The 18,625-nt window shown below is 43.0% G+C and carries 16 protein-coding genes; 12 read left to right on the forward strand and 4 right to left on the reverse strand.

Annotated features, from left to right (window positions below):
• Nucleotides 1-37: 37 nt before the first annotated feature.
• Nucleotides 38-1,906, reverse strand: coding sequence for a methyl-accepting chemotaxis protein (locus GQA99_RS07135; protein WP_160053207.1), 1,869 nt, complete (start codon nt 1,904-1,906; stop codon nt 38-40).
• Between the two features lie 237 nt (nt 1,907-2,143).
• On the opposite strand from GQA99_RS07135, the gene GQA99_RS07140 reads away from it, so the two are divergent.
• From GQA99_RS07140 to GQA99_RS07150, 3 genes are read left to right on the forward strand one after another with little or no spacing between them, the layout of a single operon-like run.
• The gene (locus tag GQA99_RS07140) at nt 2,144-2,728 is read left to right on the forward strand and encodes an RNA polymerase sigma factor (RefSeq protein ID WP_160053208.1); all 585 of its coding nucleotides are present in this window, start codon (nt 2,144-2,146) and stop codon (nt 2,726-2,728) included.
• Entirely contained in the window at nt 2,725-3,351 is a 627-nt protein-coding gene (locus tag GQA99_RS07145; RefSeq protein ID WP_160053209.1) for a hypothetical protein, read from the forward strand. The genes GQA99_RS07140 and GQA99_RS07145 overlap by 4 nt, the downstream gene beginning before the upstream one ends.
• The gene (locus GQA99_RS07150; protein ID WP_160053210.1) at nt 3,348-4,283 is read left to right on the forward strand and encodes a DUF4097 family beta strand repeat-containing protein; all 936 of its coding nucleotides are present in this window, start codon (nt 3,348-3,350) and stop codon (nt 4,281-4,283) included. The genes GQA99_RS07145 and GQA99_RS07150 overlap by 4 nt, the downstream gene beginning before the upstream one ends.
• A 136-nt stretch (nt 4,284-4,419) precedes the next feature.
• Here the strand turns inward: GQA99_RS07150 and rsuA are convergent, their stop codons facing one another.
• On the reverse strand, nt 4,420-5,112 hold the full coding sequence (rsuA, locus tag GQA99_RS07155) for a 16S rRNA pseudouridine(516) synthase RsuA (RefSeq protein WP_160053211.1): 693 nt from the start codon (nt 5,110-5,112) through the stop codon (nt 4,420-4,422).
• A 299-nt stretch (nt 5,113-5,411) separates the two neighbouring features.
• On the opposite strand from rsuA, the gene GQA99_RS07160 reads away from it, so the two are divergent.
• From GQA99_RS07160 to GQA99_RS07175, 4 genes are all read left to right on the forward strand, one after another.
• A complete protein-coding gene (locus tag GQA99_RS07160; protein ID WP_160053212.1) occupies nt 5,412-7,499 on the forward strand; it encodes a M13 family metallopeptidase in 2,088 nt (695 codons plus the stop codon).
• A gap of 215 nt (nt 7,500-7,714) precedes the next feature.
• Entirely contained in the window at nt 7,715-8,494 is a 780-nt protein-coding gene (locus GQA99_RS07165) for a RelA/SpoT-related domain-containing protein (protein WP_160053213.1), read from the forward strand.
• Between the two features lie 109 nt (nt 8,495-8,603).
• Entirely contained in the window at nt 8,604-9,005 is a 402-nt protein-coding gene (locus tag GQA99_RS07170; RefSeq protein ID WP_160053214.1) for an SMI1/KNR4 family protein, read from the forward strand.
• 58 nt (nt 9,006-9,063) lie between these two features.
• Nucleotides 9,064-9,555, forward strand: coding sequence for a DUF4447 family protein (locus GQA99_RS07175; protein WP_160053215.1), 492 nt, complete (start codon nt 9,064-9,066; stop codon nt 9,553-9,555).
• A 121-nt stretch (nt 9,556-9,676) separates the two neighbouring features.
• On the opposite strand, the gene GQA99_RS07180 is transcribed toward GQA99_RS07175, so the two are convergent.
• Together GQA99_RS07180 and GQA99_RS07185 are read right to left on the reverse strand one after the other, a co-directional pair.
• A complete protein-coding gene (locus tag GQA99_RS07180; RefSeq protein WP_160053216.1) occupies nt 9,677-10,309 on the reverse strand; it encodes a glutathione S-transferase family protein in 633 nt (210 codons plus the stop codon).
• Nucleotides 10,310-10,406: 97 nt separating this feature from the next.
• Nucleotides 10,407-12,968, reverse strand: a complete 2,562-nt coding sequence (locus GQA99_RS07185) for a TonB-dependent receptor (RefSeq protein ID WP_160053217.1) — start codon at nt 12,966-12,968, stop codon at nt 10,407-10,409.
• Nucleotides 12,969-13,201: 233 nt separating this feature from the next.
• On the opposite strand from GQA99_RS07185, the gene GQA99_RS07190 reads away from it, so the two are divergent.
• The 5 genes from GQA99_RS07190 (at nt 13,202) to GQA99_RS07210 (ending at nt 18,544) form a co-directional block, all read left to right on the forward strand.
• On the forward strand, nt 13,202-13,741 hold the full coding sequence (locus tag GQA99_RS07190) for a PH domain-containing protein (protein WP_160053218.1): 540 nt from the start codon (nt 13,202-13,204) through the stop codon (nt 13,739-13,741).
• Nucleotides 13,742-13,757: 16 nt separating this feature from the next.
• A complete protein-coding gene (locus GQA99_RS07195) occupies nt 13,758-15,017 on the forward strand; it encodes an Nramp family divalent metal transporter (RefSeq protein WP_160053219.1) in 1,260 nt (419 codons plus the stop codon).
• Nucleotides 15,018-15,034: 17 nt separating this feature from the next.
• Nucleotides 15,035-16,063 (forward strand): serine hydrolase domain-containing protein, encoded by a 1,029-nt coding sequence (locus GQA99_RS07200; RefSeq protein WP_160053220.1) that lies wholly within the window; start codon nt 15,035-15,037, stop codon nt 16,061-16,063.
• Between the two features lie 84 nt (nt 16,064-16,147).
• Nucleotides 16,148-16,612, forward strand: coding sequence for a YehS family protein (locus GQA99_RS07205; protein WP_160053221.1), 465 nt, complete (start codon nt 16,148-16,150; stop codon nt 16,610-16,612).
• A gap of 243 nt (nt 16,613-16,855) precedes the next feature.
• Nucleotides 16,856-18,544: an NAD-dependent malic enzyme gene (locus GQA99_RS07210; RefSeq protein ID WP_160053222.1), complete on the forward strand. Its 1,689-nt coding sequence runs from the start codon at nt 16,856-16,858 to the stop codon at nt 18,542-18,544.
• Nucleotides 18,545-18,625 lie beyond the last annotated feature (81 nt).

Consider the following 18,625-nt stretch of genomic DNA (forward strand, 5'->3'; position numbering starts at 1 on the left):
TAATTCGCTAGGCCATTTTTTATTTCGCTCAATAACACTACACTTTAAATTGGCTCACGGCCTCATTCAGTGCTTTGGCTCTAATGCGAACATCTTCAGATGCTGCAGCATTCTCTTTCGCAGCTTGTGATGATTCATCAGCAATATCACGAATCACAACCACGTTTTTATTCACCTCAGCAGCAACCATACTCTGCTCTTCAATCGCGGCTGCTATTTGGGTGCTCATGTCCATAATATTCGTCACGTCATTAGTAATTTGACGCAACACTTCGCCCGCTATCGCCGCTTGATCGGCACTGTCTCTACCTTGCTGCTGGCTCTCTTGCATGAGTTCAACAATAGCGCGAGTACGCTCTTGCAAAGTAGAAATAATCGTCGAGATTTGCTGAGTAGAGCTTTGAGTTCGCATTGCCAGTGAGCGTACTTCGTCAGCCACAACCGCAAACCCTCGGCCTTGCTCACCGGCCCTTGCAGCTTCAATTGCAGCATTGAGAGCTAATAAATTAGTTTGGTCGGCAATACCACGAATAACATCTAATACACTACCAATGGTGACGCTATCGCGTTCAAGTTCAGATACCACAGAAGCTGAATCCGTTAATTGTGTCGCCAATAAATTGATTTTTGCTATCGTTTGTTCAACCCCTTGCTGACCAGCTTGGGCATTATCATGGGTTTGACTGGCTTTGGTGGCAGCAAGCTCAGTATTTTGAGCAATTTCATCGATGGTTGCCCCCATTTCTGTCACAGCCGTTGCAACCATATCGGTTTCATTTAACTGGCGTAGTACTCCTTCAGAAGCCGTAATTGCATTACGAGACAGCTCATGGCAAGAGTCATTCATTGCATTGACAGATTCATTGACCTGTAAAATAAGCTCCTGGAATGTCATCACCATACGATTGAAATGATGCGCGATACGTGCCAACTCATCATTACCAGATTCATCGCAACGCAATGCCAAGTTTTTACTTTTTTCAATGGCTGAAATAGTGGCGGTGATATCGTTGACCGGCCCAATAATGCTCTTAATGATATACAGTGTTGAAATGATCAACATAGCCGTTATTAGTAAAAAGAGACTCGAACCAATAACAAAAGCTTGATTTTTACCACGGGCTATTTCAGCAAGCGTTTGTTCACGTAACGTCACAGTATCATTATCGGTCTGGTGAATTTTATCGCGTAGTTCTGCCATTTTGCCATCGCTATCGCTATCGCTTAAACCAAACAGTGATTCCTTTTCAACAAGATGAGTGAATTTATTTTTATAATTATTTATATTATCAATAAGTTGACTCTTATCATCAAGTGACATCGCCGATGACTGAATTTGCTGAATAAACCGATTAATACCTTGCTCAAAAGATTGTACATATTTGAGATCATGACGCAGCATAAAATCTTTTTCATTACGACGTAATTGCAACATACTCACCAGTAAGCTGTCTTGTGAAGCATTACTGAGTATGGTTTCAACGTTTTTTACCGCCTCACGTAGCTCGCCATATAAACCAGACTCATGTGTTAACCCTATCTCGGTCTTTAACATAATTATTTCGTTAAATATTTTATTGTAACCATTAAGGTTTTCTTTAAAGTGATCGAGTGCAGTTACGTCCATGTTTTGGTGTTCAAGCGCAACACGAACATCAGCCATAAATGCCAATGTGTCTTTCATGCTATGAGTAAATTTGTCGACGTACTCTGTGTTTGCTCGATGAAGAAAATCTTTTTCATTGGTTCTTAACTCAAGGACTTTACTTTCTATGTCTATAATATTGTTAGATGTCGTTGATAGTTCAGATAAAACTGACTCTGAATAGTTTTGTAAGCCAAACATAGCAAGAACGGAAAATACTGAAATAGCCGCACTTAAAACCAGTTTTGAACGAATAAGCATATTTTTTACCACCTAAGAGTAAAATGTAAAAGTCCTTTTAAAGTGATTAAAATTAAATCGTTATGTCGAAGTAAATCTATTTTTTATAAGCAATTAATCATTCTATTTGCGTATCTTTTCAGTATAGAGCATCGGCCGGCAAGACTTAAACTAAATGACTACATCTTAATAACTTTTTTGTTACTTAAGACTAAACCTTTTACCGACTTGAACCTGTCAAATAACTAATTAATCATAATGACAGTTTGGAACAGTAAGGATGTCGGTATCAATCAGCCTAATTCACAGCCAATAAATCACCTCGTGCAGCTAGACGACAATCAACTTGTCGCCATTGCCACAACTGGGTGTCAGCAGGCATTTGAACAACTGTATCGCCGGCACCACCAGCGGGTATACGCGATTTGTTTTCGACTCAGCGGCCAAACGGCACTTGCCGATGACATGGCTCAAGCGTGTTTTATTCGCTTATGGCACAAGCTGGGGCAATTTAACGGTGACAGCCAATTTACTACCTGGCTGCATCGGTTATGTGTTCGCCAGGCTATTAACGATTTAAAGGCGCAACAATCGTTGTGGCGACGATTTTTACCAGCAGAAGATATTGCGCATCAAGACATGCCCAGCGTCGAATTAACCGATTACCATTTACTCGACAAATGTATCGCTAAGTTACCGCAACGAACTCGCATTGTGTTTGTACTGTGCGCGATTGAAGGTTATCAACATAATGAAATAGCAGCGCTGCTGAACATTGCTGTCGGCACCAGTAAGGCGCAATACCACAATGCCAAACATTTACTACAGGAGATGCTTACATGAGCGAAAAAAAGCATGACCTAGACCATTTAATTGCCACTTTACCGCCTAAAATTGCGCCAACGACAGACTTATGGGATGGCATTAAGCCGCACTTAACGTCGAAATTAACGCCGCAAAAAGCGCTTTATAAAAATGCCGTTCGCCCGTTATGGGCAATAGCCGCTACATTCCTAGTGTGTTCATTATTATGGTTAACACAATGGCGCGACGAACCTGTGCTACCTCAAGAGCAAACACTATCCCAGATGCAAGCGGCAAAAATCACTACTGTGGCAATAGACACATCGGCATCAGTTGAAGTGGATAATCACTTAATAGAATTGATAAACCAGATTGCCCAAACTCACCAAAGCCAGTTAAATGGATTTATCCGCAATCAATATACCGTTAGCTGGCAGTTATCAGCAGACAACAATAAGCATATACAAACCGACATCGCCAAGGCGCTCATAGAGCTAGAAAACGCGTCAAATCAAGTGCAAGCAGCATTGGCACAACAGCCGACTAATCAACAACTTTGGCAGTTATGGCGTTGGATAATGCAGCGTCAAATAACCCTATTACAGCAAGGGCAAGAATTGCCTTTTACCCACACGCGTCCAGCACAAGGAAATACCCTATGAGCAGCATAAAATACGCACTATTAGCGCCGTTAATGGTCATAAGCGCCTTAACTATTGCAGCAGAGTCTGTCGACCAACAACACGATGTCGTTGCTAATCCCAGTGTGAACATCAAGGTACAACGTGGCAATGTGGAATTTATTAGCTGGGACAACAACAGCATCCAAGTTAAAGGCGAGCTAGACGAGCTAAGCAAGGGGTTTATATTCGATGTGAAAGGCAATACGGTGATGATTGAGGACAAACTGCCGCGCAGCTATCAAGGCAGCAATAAACAAGGCTCGCAACTGACCATTTATCTACCCAAACAACTTAACCTTAACGCCGAAGGCGTATCAGCCGATTTTAGCGTTGCCAAGTTAAGCGGGCAAGTTGCAATGGCATTAGTCAGTGGCAATATTCAGGCGGGACAACTAAACGGTGACACCAAATTAACGACGGTGTCAGGTAACATCACCAGTGAACAATTAAACGGTAAGATTAATCTTGAAACCGTATCGGGTGACATTAAGGATAATCGCAGCCAGGGGCAAGCAGAGCTGAGATTAGTCAGTGGCAAACTCAATACCGACAGCGACTATACCCAGGTTACGATTGACCAAGTTTCTGGTGATATCAGTGCGACCTTAAAGGCGATATCAGTTTTAAATATGGTCACGATCAGTGGCGATGCCCAATTAACACTGGGGGCTGAACTGGCAAACGCGAGACTAGAAAGCATAAGCGGTGACATGAATTTACGCTTTACTGAGCAGCCTAATGTAAGCTTTACGATTGATGGCGGCCCTGGTGGAAAAATTGATAATCAATTAACCGACGATACTCCCTTAAAGCAAAAGTACTCATCAAGCCAAAGTCTACAATTTAACAGCTTGTCTGGTGACGGCCAGGTCAATATCAACACCATTAGCGGCCGCATTAGCGTGAAGTAATACTATTGATGCCAGACAGTAAAATGCCCAGTGATATCGCTATCGCTGGGCATCGTTATTTGATACTAATATCGCTGAGCAAAGCTGTTACAGATTAAGATTAACCGTAACGATTGCTTGGTTGTTCAGGCTGGCACTACTTAACCGAACTCACTTCATCATCAGTTAAATAACGCCATTCTCCAGGCGCTAAATCAGCATCTAATTCAATACTGCCCACGGCTTCGCGGTGTAGGTTAACCACTTTATTCCCCACTGCAGCAAACATGCGCTTTACTTGATGATACTTGCCTTCGCTAATGGTTAAACGCACCTGAGTTGGCGCAATAATCTCAAGTACTGCAGGTTTTGTTAATCCATCTTCATTACGCAGCTCAATACCGTCGGCAAACACAGAGATTAAGCTGTCGTCGATAGCATCGGCTAGCTCAACTAAATAGCGCTTACCGCAATCTTTTTTCGGTGAAGTAATTTTGTGCGACCATTGGCCGTCACTAGTGATCAGCACTAATCCTGTCGTGTCTGCATCTAAACGCCCAGCAATGTGCAAGGTGTCGGCTTTTTCAATTTCCATCAAACTTAATACCGACGGATATTGTTCATCAATCGTTGAACAAATGGTGTCTACCGGCTTGTTCATCATCACGTAACGCTCGCCCACTATGCTGATAGACTGGCCTTCTAGGCGCACATCCATTTGCGGTAACACCTTAAAACCAGAATTCTTAACCACCTCACCATCACAGGTCACATCACCACGATGTAGGGCTCTTTTGGCCAACGAACGGGTCAATTCGGTACTTTCACAGATAAATTTGTCTAAACGCACAATACACACTCACTCTAAATACAATGGCGCTATTATGCGGCTTACACGGTTAAATAGAAATCAATCAGTGATATTTTTACGGTATACGTAATTTTTGGTTACATATCCTCAGTCCATCTGAGGCAAAAAGGACTAAAAGCGCCTTGTTTTCTAGCCTAGTAAGGCCTTAACATAGTATTCACAAAAAAAGTGTTGGTTTTTTCCTTACTGAGTAGCATTTAAGGACCAACCATATAATAAAAATATAAAAATGCTCATACGCCTAAATTAGGCGCCTTAAACACAGCAAAGGAAATACAATGAAAAAGTTGGTTATTGGAGGTCTTTGTGCCTCACTTATCGCAGGCCTAAGCGCTTGTAGTGATGACAAGGCCGTCGTTGCCCCTGTTGCAGACGTAGCAAAAACAGCCACCGCTGTTGCCGTTGAAAAAGCATTAACGTCTGGTATCACATTCGACAACATCGATAAAACAGTTCGTCCACAAGACGATTTCTACATGTACGTAAACGGTGCATGGATGAAGAATGCAGAAATTCCTGGCGACCGTACCAATATTGGCGCATTTTACGACTTACGTGAAAATGCCCGTGATGACGTTAAAGTCATTATCGAAGATTTAAGTGCTACACCAAATCTAACTGACGGCAGCGATGAGCAAAAAGTAGCGGACTTATACCGCTCATTTATGGACGTTGAAACCTTAAATAAAATCGGTATCGCGCCAATCCAAGCTGACCTAGATAAAATTGCAGCTTTAAAAGACAAAAATGAATTAACCGCATTTTTTGGTGAAAACCAAGCTAACGGCGGCGGAACACCATTAGCGTTTTATGTCGAAATCGATGCAAAGAACTCTAGCCGTTACGCGACCCATATTTGGCAATACGGATTAAGCCTGCCTGAAAAAGATTACTATTTTAATCAAGAAGAGCGCTTTGTTAACATCCGTAAAGCCTATGTTGAACACATTGAAAAAATGTACACATTAGCAGGATTACCTAATGCGAAAGCCAGTGCAGAAGCGGTACTTGCACTAGAAACGCAAATTGCTGACAAACACTGGGATGTGGTAGAAACACGCGACAGCACCAAAACATACAACCTATACCAAGTGAAAGATCTTGCGGCACTTGCACCAGACATTAACTGGGAAGGTTATTTAGCGGCAGTGGGTGGTGATAAGCAAACAGATATCATCATCAACCAACCTAGCTTTGTTCAAGGGTTAAATGAAGTCATCAAGACCAATGATCTTGCTGCATGGAAAAACTACTTAACGTGGATGACGCTAACCCACAATGCAAGCAACATGTCTGAAGCATTAGACAACGAAAACTTTGCCTTTTTCTCGAAAACCTTAAACGGTCAAGAAGAGCAAGAGCCACGCTGGAAGCGCGGTGTGAGCACAGTAAGCGACACCCTAGGTGAAGTGGTGGGTAAAGTGTACGTTAAGCGTCACTTTGCGCCAGAAGCTAAAACCCGTATGGAACATCTTGTTGAAAACCTACGCGGCGCTTATGGCTCAAGCATCGATTCATTAGATTGGATGAGTGCAGACACTAAAGTGGCTGCAAAAGACAAATTAGCAAAATTCAATCCAAAAATTGGTTACCCAAACAAGTGGGATGATTACACTAAATTAACCATCAAAGCGGATGATTTAGTGGGTAACGCTAAACGCGCTGCTATTTTTGAGCACAACAAAAGTTTGGCTAAATTGGGTCAACCAATTGATAAAGACGAGTGGCACATGACGCCACAAACCGTTAATGCTTACTACAACCCAACCATGAATGAAATCGTGTTCCCTGCAGCGATTTTACAACCGCCATTCTTTAACCTAGAAGCTGACGACGCGGTTAACTACGGTGGTATTGGTGCGGTTATCGGCCACGAAATGGGCCACGGTTTTGACGACCAGGGTGCTAAGTTTGATGGCGAAGGCAACATGCGCGACTGGTGGACAGAAGCTGACTTAAAGGCATTTGAAACCAAAGGTAATGCATTAATTGCTCAATACGATGGTTATCAAGTATTTGACGATCTACACGTAAACGGTAGCTTAACATTGGGCGAAAACATTGGTGACTTGTCAGGCGTCACTATCGCTTACAAAGCCTACAAAATGTCACTTGATGGCAAAGAAGCGCCGGTGATTGACGGCCTAACGGGCGATCAACGTTTCTTTATGGGCTTTACGCAAATTTGGCGCGTAAAGATGAAAGAAGAAGCAATGCGTAACCGCGTAGCGACTGATCCACATTCACCAGGACATTTCCGTGCACTAGGTGCACTGTCTAACATGCCTGAGTTCTATACCACTTATGACGTGAAAGAAGGCGACAAGATGTATATCGCCCCAGAAAAACGCGTTAAAATCTGGTAATCAATAATGTAATAGCTGACCTAGGTCACATTTACACACAAAAAGAGCATCGTTTGATGCTCTTTTTTATAAGCGAAATCCTATAAACAACTAATAAATAATAACAATACTAAATTTCAACACATCAATCGGCTTTATTAAACCTTGTTCATTCAGCCCCTATTCAGCGAAAAAACGGTACAGTGAATTCACAGACATTACGCTGGAGCTATTCGATGAATAAGTTGTTTCGTACGTTTTTTATCTTTTTAATTTTACTGTCTACCCGCGGTGCGATTGCTCAACCTAACGAAGTTAAATACAACAAGTTAGCCGAGCCATCTGATTTCAGTCAAACGTCATATAATGATATTGAGCATTTAATCAGCTTAAGTGAGCAGCATACCGCGATTGCCCTTCAAGATACCCAAGATCTGGATGCTTTAATGGCACGAGCTCCAGAAGCCCAACAAGAGCTTATTGATTTGCTTAATCATATTAACCAGGCTAGCCATACCTCAGCAATTATTCCCGCGACAAAAAGCTATGCTCGAGCAGCCCAAAAAGTGCAATTAAAGTTTAATGGTGACGCCAGCCAATTAACCGATATTGCCCGCGCCAGTGTGGTCGCCAATGACGTCAATAGTCTATTGACCAGTTACCAAAAATTACGTCAATCGGCCGATGTAGTGCAATTAAAAAACCGCTTTGCAGAGCCCAAACACTCAGGATATCGCGACCTAAACGTGTTAGTTAAATTGCCACAAAGCCAAATGGTGGTTGAGGTGCAGTTTCATTTAAATGACATTGCAGAGATTAAGAGCGGTCCAGAGCATCAAGTGTATGAGCAAATTCAAGCAATTGAGTTGCAAGCCAAAAACCAGTCAAGAGCATTAAATGACATTGAAAAAGCCAACATTGCTAAACTACGCCAAGATTCACACAAGCAATACCATAAAGCCTGGTTGTACTATAAACGCCAAAGCTTGTATCCATCGTCAATTCAGGCTGCATAGCGGTTAACACCCTTTGGCGCTCATTTGAGCGCTTTTTTTTTGCCAGAAAAACGCACGCTCAAACACTTCTGCTATACTCGCGCCCAAGAGCTTCCTGCTGGACATCATCATGAACGAAATTATTGACCAACTACAAGAGTTAAGCGAAACAGTACCGGTACCATTAGAGCTGCCCACGTTTGAGCAACTTGTTGAAGTTGAAGAACAAATCCTTATTGGTTTACCCAATGACCTCAAAGAGTTTTTATTAGAAGCCAGCGATGTTATCTATGGCACCATTGAACCTGTTACCGCTTCAGATCCAAACTCTCACACTTACTTACCCGAAGTGACTAGCTACGCCTGGTCAATTGGTATGCCGCGCGAACAAATCGCGATTTGTCAGGTCGGTGATGGTTTTTACTGCATTAACGAAGAAGGTGAAGTGCAATTTTGGGAAGACGGCGACTTTCATGAAGAAGGTTGGGAATCATTGTGGGATTGGATTGAAGACGTATGGCTTGAACAGTAAAAACGCTGTTGCCAATACTTAAGACCTACACAATATACTAAAGAATACAGGAATAAACATGTCTAAAAACACCGGCTTGAACGCCATTGAAATGCAATATTTGCGCTTATCTTTAGGCCTAACGACTGAACAAGTTGCCAACTTAAGTGCTGCCAGCAATGAAGATGTTTTAGCATGGGAAGCCGGCACACAAGAAGCACCAGTGCCCCTGCAAAAGAAATTACTCGATATCGATGACATTATCGAAATGCAGGTATTAAACACCACTGATGGTATTGAAGAGTTATTTAAAAAAGAACCAAAGCGCCGTTTAGCGTTTGTGGTTTACCCAACTCAAGCGCTTTATACTCAATATAATCCAGAGTTTTTAAGCTCATTGCCACTAACTGAATTGTACAATACGGCCGCGTGGCGCATAAAAAAAGAGTGTAAATTGTTGCTTGAAGTCGATGTGAGTTTGGTGGCATTAGATGCAGAAGCATACAAAGCTTATCGCGCAGACACCGGCGCAAGTGAAAGCCGTGCAAAATGGGCAGCGACTCAGCTTTAATTCGAGCTTTAACTCAGCGTTATAACCGAGGCGATAACACGCTCCGGGTTTAAGGCTGGTGCATCACGTTCCGCTATCATCAAAGAAGCCATTTTGGGCTTCTTTTTTTATTGGGCGTTTTTTACTGAGCTGAGCTTGCCACCGATTCTGTTTTATCGATAGCGGCCTGAAGTGCGGGGCGCTGTTTAACTCTGTCTCGGTAAGCTGATAGTTTCGGCGGCAATTGCTGCTCAAAACCTAATGCCCAACCTAGGGTTTGGGTTAGTAAAATATCCGCAATTGTCGGTTGTACACCGCATACAAAACCACTTTGAGGGATCCATTGTTCAGCTATCGCTGCCGCCTTATCAAACTCCCATTTCGCTACCGCATACATGCCCTCTAAACGCAGCTCTTTAGGCAATGCAAAACGGTGCTTACCCATGCTCCACAGCGGTTGCTCAAGTTCGCTAATCACAAAGCTCACCCAGCGTTCATGAATACCCGATGCCTGAGTACCTGGTGTAGGCAACCAATGGCCTTGACCGTATTTTTCAGCAAGGTAACGCATAATGGCTGCAGACTCAGTTAATATAAAATCACCGTCGGTGAGCACTGGCATTTTACCACTTGGATTTAATGCCAAAAATGACTCACTTTTATTCTCACCTTTAGCAAAATCAATAAAATGAAACTGCCATTCAATTCCTAATTCTTCTAATAGCCAAGAAACGCGTAACGCACGACTTTTGGGTGTTCCGTATAATGTAATCATGTTGAATCCTTTAGGGTCATCCAATCAATTTGTACAATAAAAAAAGCCACATGCACGCTAGGTGAATGTGGCTTTGACGTATCTTATAATGTTGTCATTAGAACTTCATTGTGACTTTAGTATAAACATAACGACCTAACGGGTTATGAACCCCCATTGCATAACCGTAAAGGTCAGCATCGCCGTCGCCAATTGCAAATGATGGTTCTTCATCAAACACGTTATTTACACCAACCGACAGTTTAAACATCTCATTAATGCGGTATGAGCCAGACATATCAACTAACAACTGCGCGTCAACGGTGCGGGTTTTGTTGTAATCTTCAAACTCGCCGATGTAGCTTAAGTTTACGTTGGCAGCAAAGTCGTCCATCATCCAGTTAGTTGTCGCTAACCAACGGTGTTGTGGATACTCGTACTCACCGGTGTAATCAATCGTTGTGCCATCAACTTCTTTTTCGAAGCTGATTAAGTAGCTGTACTCTAAACCGAACTTAATATCGCCATAGCTGTTTAGCTCAAGGCCATAGTGAGTTGATAAGTCAAGGCCTTGGACTTCTTGCGAACCAATGTTTACAAACCCAGATTTGATCACGTCAATTGTACCAAAGGTTTCACCAGCTTGCGGCGCGTTACGTAAACACACTGTGCTGTTTTGGTCGCCACAGTTTTCATCGTAAAGATCCTGGTTTTGCAATGAATCAATTTTGTTGTCTTGAACAATATTGAATAAATCAAAACCAATATCAAACTGCTGGCTTGGTGCCCAAATCATCCCAACGTTCCAGGTTTCAGACTCTTCAGCATCTAAATCAGGGTTACCGGCAAAGATGAAGTTGTAATCGAGTAATTCACAATCAACATTGTCAGCAGCACAACGATAACTATCAATTAAGAAGTCACTTTTTTCAGATGGGCCTAAACCAATTTGCGCAAGTGATGGTGCACGGAACCCCGTAGACCACGAACCGCGAGCGGTTAACTCATCATTAATGCCCCATTGGAACGCAATTTTAGGGTTAGTAGTTGAACCAAAATCGCTGTAGCTGTCATAACGACCGGCTAACTGTAATTCAAAATTGTCAGTCACTGGGATAGAGAATTCGACATAAGCGGCATGCTGATCACGTGAACCAAATGCAGATATTGCTTCAGTACCAAAAATCAAACCACGTTGGAATTGCTCATCTGGCACATCACTGACGCTTTCTTCACGGTACTCTGCACCGGCAGCCATCATGATATCGCGATCAGCAATGGTAAATGCTTGCCCAGAAATACTGGCATCATAAGCAGTAATGCTCGACTTACCCTGTCTTACTAAGCTGGTGGTAATTCGGTCAATCACATCTTGTGAGTTTGTTACGCCACCAAATGGATTGTAGTTACCGGCATCTATCTCAGCTTGTAAGTAGTCTGTTCTTACCCAACCTTGTGAACGATCACCCGTTTGAGTTGATTCACTGCGGCCACGTTGTGCTGATACTTCCCAGTCCCAGTCGTTTACGACGCCACGAAGGCCAGCCACAATACGCATGGTATCTGTTTCAATATCCCAACGACGTGCGCCGGCATCAACCGTACGGTAACGGCCGATATCAATATCTTGCCCAAAAGGATTGTCTGGATGAGTGCCTGGTACGGTTAAGCCTGCATCTTCATCCAATGGTGTTGGTGCGCCGCCAGCTTCAGAAGTGTTGTGTTGTACCGACAACTCTAAAAATGCGGTGAGGTCTTCACCCAACATGTAATCAAATTGGCCAATGGCGCCCACTCGCTCAGAAGTCGGAATGGTCATGTTGTATGGACCGTAATCAAATAAGCAGCTGCCACTTGCTGTCGCGCTGTCTGCAGGGCAATCTGGGTCAATGGTTTTCACGCCATTAACATAAAAGTAGCCAGGGTATCCACGTGATGAACGGTAATCTTCACCGCCATATTGTGATTGGTTTGCCGTGCCAAAACGGCCCATGTCTTCTGCAGATAAGGTGCCGTTTGTAAAATAATCTAAAATAACTGATGCGCTGCCTTTATCGGCTTTTACGCCCCACACTAAGCTTGCTGTGGTTTCGTCATACCCTGTGCCACTGTCATCGCCATAACCTAGGTTAATCTCAATGCCTTCAATGTCTTTTTTCAAGACAATGTTCACCACACCCGCAATAGCGTCTGAGCCATAAATGGCTGACGCGCCATCTTTTAGGATATCGATACGCTCAATAGCAGATACCGGAATGTTGTTAATATCAACAAACGAGTTTGAAATGCCTTCAGCAAATGCACTCGAGCCAACACGACGACCATTGATTAATACCAATGTCGCATCAGGGCCTAAGCCACGTAAACTGATTGATGCACCACCGTTTGCGGTAGAATCCTGGCTGTTTCCTCGAGTAGAAAACGCACCAGAGCCGTTAGCAGGCATGCGTTCAAGCAATTGCTGTAGGTTATCAAAACCCATGTTAGCAATATCGTCTTTACTCAGTGATTGTACTGGTGAAGGCCCTTCAATATCAGTCCGTTTGATACGAGAACCGGTCACTTCAATACGTTCAACTTTTGCTTGAGCGTCATCAGCCGCTTGAGCAAGTGAAACAGGAGCGAAAGAGAGTGAAACAGCGATAGCGCAAGCGCTTCGTAATAGGGTAGTTTTTTTCATGATCATCCTTAACGTTAATTTATTGTTTTATATCCATGACTACTGCAAACTGCGGTAACAATATTACCGCTTACTCATTTCTTGGATGTTGATCTACTTGTTCAAGTTAAGTTAAATTTTAACAATGTCAACACATTGTCAGTACCGCGGTGTAATGTAAATGTAACCAAACACTTAATCAAGAATAAACAATCAAAAAAAGTGAATTTAAATGCTTTTGATATGGAGGTCAGATGAGTGAACAAAAACGAGTTAGTGCACACTTTCACGCAAACCTAGGTCTGTACTGGCTTGTCTCAGGTGCGCTGTTAATTTCAGTGAGCATTGTTGGTATTCCCTTGTTATTGCTGTGGTTTCCTTTAGGTTTACTGGCTGCCAAACGGTATATTGCTAATATGAGTGCTGAATTAACTACCCAAAAACTGATTGTCCGTAAAGGATTATTAACCCGCACAGAGAACACGGTCCCTTTAGATAAAATCACCGATATGGCGCTTATTCAGGGCCCACTTATGCGCTTATTTGGTATACATAAACTCACCGTTGAAACCGCTGGACAATCAGGTACTGGGTCGTTGATCAATTTGGTCGGCGTTGTCGATGTCCAAGCGTTTAGAGAAAAAGTGCTATTACAAAAATCATTACTCACTGAGCGCCAATCTACGGTTGTAGATAACCTCGATATCGATCAATTATTGCTTGAGAACGTGCAACAAATGAATGCCACCTTGCTGCGTATTGAACAAGCGTTAGCGCCACACTCTCCACAATAGGTTTTTGCTATTTATCATGTCGAATAAACATAAACACATCCCTTTTATTGCTCAAATTCATACTCTTTTAAAAGCCACAGGCCCGGGCATTTTAATGGCTGCAGCAGCCATTGGCGCGTCGCATTTAGTTGCCTCTACTCGTGCTGGGGCCGAATTTGGTTGGCAGCTAGCCTGGCTAATTTTGTTAGTTAATATTGTAAAGTACCCCTTTTTTGCCGCTGGTGCGCGCTACACAGCAGCCACCGACGAAAGCCTATTACAAGGCTACCAAAAGCAAGGGCGTGGTTATTTAATGCTGTTTACTGGGCTTAATGTCATTGCCGCCATCGCCAGCACCGCGGGGGTATGCATGCTAACCGCGGCCATGTTGACTCAGTTTGTACCGTTATCGATTGATATATTGGCCTTAATCGTCTTACTGAGCTCATTAGCCCTATTAATTTTTGGCCATTACAAACTGCTCGATAAACTCACAAAAGTGATTATGTTTGCCCTCACCCTAACCACGTTAATCGCGGTGGCATTGGCGCTTAATCATCAAACAGGTTTGGCCACGCCATCGGCAAGCGAATCGCCCTGGCAATGGGCATACGTCGGCTTTTTAGTGGCCATGATGGGCTGGATGCCTGCACCTATTGAAGTCAGCGCCTGGAATTCATTGTGGCTCATTGAAAAACGAAAAAGCCAAACCGTCACCGCAAAACAGGCCATTTTTGATTTCAATTTAGGCTATGTCACCACCGCCATTCTCGCGATTGTATTTTTAGCATTGGGAGCTCTGGTGATGCACGGCAGTGGCGAGCGTTTTTCAGACTCTGGGGCGGTATTTGCCTCACAGCTGATTACTCTTTATAGCCAGGTGATGGGCAATGAAACCCGCTATTTGATTGGTGTTGTGGCTTTTTTATGCATTTTCAGCACCACTGTCACCGTCATAGATGGCTACAGCCGCACGTTAGATATGGGCTGGAAACTCTTGTCTCACAACACTTCACCACGCAGCTATTTAACGCCAGTGATGTTAGGGGTTAGCGCACTCGGTTTGATGCTTATTTTATTTTTTAAAGGCGCTCTGCTGCCACTGCTTGAGTTTGTGATGATCCTTGCCTTTATGACCACGGTTATTTTTGCCTGGTTAAACTTCCGCTTAATGACCAGTCAAAACTTACCTAAAGCACATCGGTATGGCCCTGCTATGGTAGTATTATCCTGGATTGGGCTGGTGTACTTAGTTGGTTTTGCGCTGTTGTTTATTTATTGGTATTTAACAAAATGACAAAAATGATAAACAAAATGACAATCCGAGTTTACGCATTACTATTACTAAGCAGCAGCCTACTGTCAGCTTCAGCGTTTGCATTGAGCATAACCAATAGTAATGTACAAACGATTATCAACCATGACTCCAGGCCTTTTACTGGGCGGATTTTAATCAGTGACAACCAGCAAACTTATGTTGACCTAATGATAGGAGAAGACATTCACGCTGACAGCCGCTTTTTAATTGGCTCAATATCTAAGACCATCACTGCAACCTTGGTTTTACGGGCTGTTGATCAGCAAAAAATAAACTTAAACGATAACATCACTGATTATCTTAATATCGTGACGGAACACCCCATCACTGTTGCGCAGCTACTTAACCATACTTCTGGCATTTTGCCGCCTAAATCACCGAGCCTTAATGCGAGGTCGCAATTTATTCCTGGCAGTCAATTTAACTACTCAAATTATGGCTACAAACTGCTTGGCGATATTCTTAGGCAAAGCTACCAGGTGCCCTACGCTGAGTTAGTTAATCAGTTTGCCAGGCAATACCAGCTCGATATAAGCGCTGATGTGGGTGAAATAACCGACTTATACGCTCAACAACCACGATTAGTGCGCGGATATATGGAGCAACAACAGCAACGCGTGCTGTTAGATGAGTTCACCATAGACAATGGTTTTATTGCTTTTGGTGCTATGCAAGCCAGTAACCAAGGCATTGCGGCATTTATTGAGGGCTTAACCCAACAGCAATTTTTATCTGCTGCAAGTTTACAAGTAATGACCTCGCCTAGCGCCAAAAGGCCACATCGTTGGGGTGAGTTAAATTATGGCTATGGTTTGCAAATTAATCATCAGGATGGGCTAATCGAATACAGCCATAGCGGTTACTTACCCGGCTACATCAGCCTGATGCTCTATTATCCACAAGCACAATTGAGTATGGTGATTTTAGAAAATACCTCGTGGGACTTAGACAACATGGAGCGTGTTTTTGGTTTACATGACAAAATCCGCCACACAATAAGAAATCAATTAAAAGCTGACGAATAATCTGACGGATCGCACATAACTCGCTATAATAGCGCTTCGTCACTTGACCTAAACCACTTATGCGCAGCCGCGCCAGAGAACCTTATGATTAACAATGATATTCTTCGCCGTATTCGTTTTGTTTTTGACTTTTCAAATGCCAAAATGATTAATATTTTCAGCCAAGCTAATACCGAAATCACCTCAGATGAAATTATTGCATTGCTGAAAAAAGAGGAAGAAGAAGGTTATCAAGCTTGTAACGACAAATTAATGTGTCAATTTTTAGATGGTTTGATTATCAACAACCGTGGCTTAAAGCCTGGTACAGAAGTCCCTGCACCACTAAAGCAATTAACCAATAATCTTATTTTCAAAAAATTGCGTGTTGCACTCGAAATGCGCGAAGACGATATTATTGCTACGTTAGCCCTAGCAGACTTTGCCATGTCTAAGTCAGAGCTTGGTGCACTTTTCCGCAACCCTGACCACAAAAATTATAAAACCTGTGGCGACCAGGTGTTACGTAACTTCGTTAAAGGTTTATCGGTTAAGCATCGCGGTAAGTAACCTGACTGAATAAAGTGGCAATATCCCACTGCAACACGTTATCAATGCGTAGCTTAGGCTGCGCATTTTTGTCTTTAACGTTTGAATTCAAACAGGCCTCACTGAAAGAATGCTTATTGATAAGGACAATAATTCATCATAAAAAACGTGATTTTAGTCACTTAACAGACCACAAAAAAGATCAGACGTGATAATCTACCTTGATAAATATTCTTATCATAAACACACACATAAAGGTTTCCCATGGACGATAATAAACGCCCCCTATATCTTCCTTTCGCTGGTCCTGCGATTCTTGAATCTCCTCTGCTTAATAAAGGCACTGCATTTAGCGAAGAAGAACGCATTTATTTTAACCTTGAAGGCTTACTTCCTTGGGTCATTGAAACAATCGACGAGCAAGCATCGCGCGCTTACGACCAATTTAAAAGTTTCAATAACGATCTTGATAAACATATTTATCTGCGCAACATTCAAGACACCAACGAAACGCTTTTCTATCGATTATTGCGTAATCACATCAGCGAAATGATGCCGATTATCTACACCCCTACAGTGGGTTTAGCCTGTGAGCGTTTCTCAAAAAACTATCGCCGTAACCGCGGGTTATTTATTTCATACCCTAACAAAGACCGTATAGATGACATCTTAAACAACTCTACTCGTCATAAAGTAAAAGTCATTGTAGTCACTGATGGTGAACGTATTTTAGGCCTTGGCGACCAGGGCATTGGCGGCATGGGTATCCCTATTGGCAAATTATCACTTTACACCAGCTGTGGCGGTATCAGCCCTGCATACTGTTTAGCGATTACCCTAGATGTCGGTACCGATAACCCGCATTTATTAGAAGACCCTATGTACATGGGTTGGCGTCACCAACGAATTGGCGGTGAGGAATACGCTGAATTTGTTGAAGAATTCATGCAAGCTGTTAGCCGTCGTTGGCCAGATGCATTAATTCAATTTGAAGATTTTGCCCAAAAAAATGCCATGCCATTACTGGAGCGCTACAAAGATCAATACTGTAGCTTTAACGATGATATCCAGGGTACAGCTGCGGTCACGGTAGGCTCATTACTGGCAGCCTGTAAAGCGGCTAACAGTAAACTTAGCCAGCAGCGCATCACCTTTTTAGGTGCTGGTAGCGCAGGTTGCGGTATTGCCGAAGCCATTGTGGCGCAAATGGTGGCAGAAGGCATCACTGACCAACAAGCACGCTCGCAGGTGTTTATGGTTGACCGTTGGGGGTTATTGCTAGACAACATGCCTAACTTACTGCCATTCCAACAAAAGTTAGCTCAACAATGCGACCGTGTTAACGGCTGGGATAATTACAGTGACAACATCTCGTTATTGGATGTGGTTAACAACGCCAAGCCAACCGTGCTAATTGGTGTCTCTGGCGCGCCAGGATTATTTACCGAAGAAATTATTCGCGCCATGCACAGCCACTGCAAACGCCCTATTGTGTTTCCATTGTCAAACCCAACAAGCCGTGTAGAAGCGACACCAAAAGACATTTTACATTGGACAGCAGGCCAGGCTTTAGTGGCAACGGGTAGCCCTTTTGAACCGGTTGTTGTTAATGGCGAAACCTATGAAATTGCCCAGTGTAATAATAGCTTTATCTTCCCAGGTATTGGTTTAGGCGTGTTATCTTGTGGTGCTAAACGTGTGTCGGATGAAATGCTCATGGCATCAAGTCAGGCGTTATCAGAATGCTCACCATTGGGTAAAAACGGTACGGGTTCGTTATTGCCAAAACTTGAAGATATTCAAGAAGTGAGTAAATACATCGCCTTTGCGGTTGCAAGAACGGCAATTGATCAAGGCTTAGCTTTACCGTGCACTGATGAGCTTTTGCAGCAATCGATTGAAGCAAACTTCTGGGAACCAGAATACCGCCGTTATAGACGTACTGCATTTTAATTAATTTTAAGCGTCTTAAAACAACAAATCCCAGCCAGGCTGGGATTTTTTATGTCTGTTTACAATACTTAACCTGAACTC

The organism is Shewanella litoralis (genome assembly GCF_009828585.1).
Lineage (GTDB): Bacteria > Pseudomonadota > Gammaproteobacteria > Enterobacterales > Shewanellaceae > Shewanella > Shewanella litoralis.

What these genes read in the sequence shown, in the direction of transcription:
- GQA99_RS07140 (WP_160053208.1), top strand. Translation starts at nt 2,144, where the DNA reads ATGACAGTTTGGAACAGTAAGGATGTCGGTATCAATCAGCCTAATTCA.
- GQA99_RS07205 (WP_160053221.1), top strand. Translation starts at nt 16,148, where the DNA reads ATGATTAACAATGATATTCTTCGCCGTATTCGTTTTGTTTTTGACTTT.
- GQA99_RS07180 (WP_160053216.1), bottom strand. Translation starts at nt 10,309, where the DNA reads ATGATTACATTATACGGAACACCCAAAAGTCGTGCGTTACGCGTTTCT.
- GQA99_RS07145 (WP_160053209.1), top strand. Translation starts at nt 2,725, where the DNA reads ATGAGCGAAAAAAAGCATGACCTAGACCATTTAATTGCCACTTTACCG.
- GQA99_RS07210 (WP_160053222.1), top strand. Translation starts at nt 16,856, where the DNA reads ATGGACGATAATAAACGCCCCCTATATCTTCCTTTCGCTGGTCCTGCG.
- GQA99_RS07175 (WP_160053215.1), top strand. Translation starts at nt 9,064, where the DNA reads ATGTCTAAAAACACCGGCTTGAACGCCATTGAAATGCAATATTTGCGC.
- GQA99_RS07170 (WP_160053214.1), top strand. Translation starts at nt 8,604, where the DNA reads ATGAACGAAATTATTGACCAACTACAAGAGTTAAGCGAAACAGTACCG.
- GQA99_RS07195 (WP_160053219.1), top strand. Translation starts at nt 13,758, where the DNA reads ATGTCGAATAAACATAAACACATCCCTTTTATTGCTCAAATTCATACT.
- GQA99_RS07200 (WP_160053220.1), top strand. Translation starts at nt 15,035, where the DNA reads ATGACAATCCGAGTTTACGCATTACTATTACTAAGCAGCAGCCTACTG.
- GQA99_RS07135 (WP_160053207.1), bottom strand. Translation starts at nt 1,906, where the DNA reads ATGCTTATTCGTTCAAAACTGGTTTTAAGTGCGGCTATTTCAGTATTT.
- GQA99_RS07160 (WP_160053212.1), top strand. Translation starts at nt 5,412, where the DNA reads ATGAAAAAGTTGGTTATTGGAGGTCTTTGTGCCTCACTTATCGCAGGC.
- GQA99_RS07165 (WP_160053213.1), top strand. Translation starts at nt 7,715, where the DNA reads ATGAATAAGTTGTTTCGTACGTTTTTTATCTTTTTAATTTTACTGTCT.
- GQA99_RS07190 (WP_160053218.1), top strand. Translation starts at nt 13,202, where the DNA reads ATGAGTGAACAAAAACGAGTTAGTGCACACTTTCACGCAAACCTAGGT.
- GQA99_RS07185 (WP_160053217.1), bottom strand. Translation starts at nt 12,968, where the DNA reads ATGAAAAAAACTACCCTATTACGAAGCGCTTGCGCTATCGCTGTTTCA.
- GQA99_RS07150 (WP_160053210.1), top strand. Translation starts at nt 3,348, where the DNA reads ATGAGCAGCATAAAATACGCACTATTAGCGCCGTTAATGGTCATAAGC.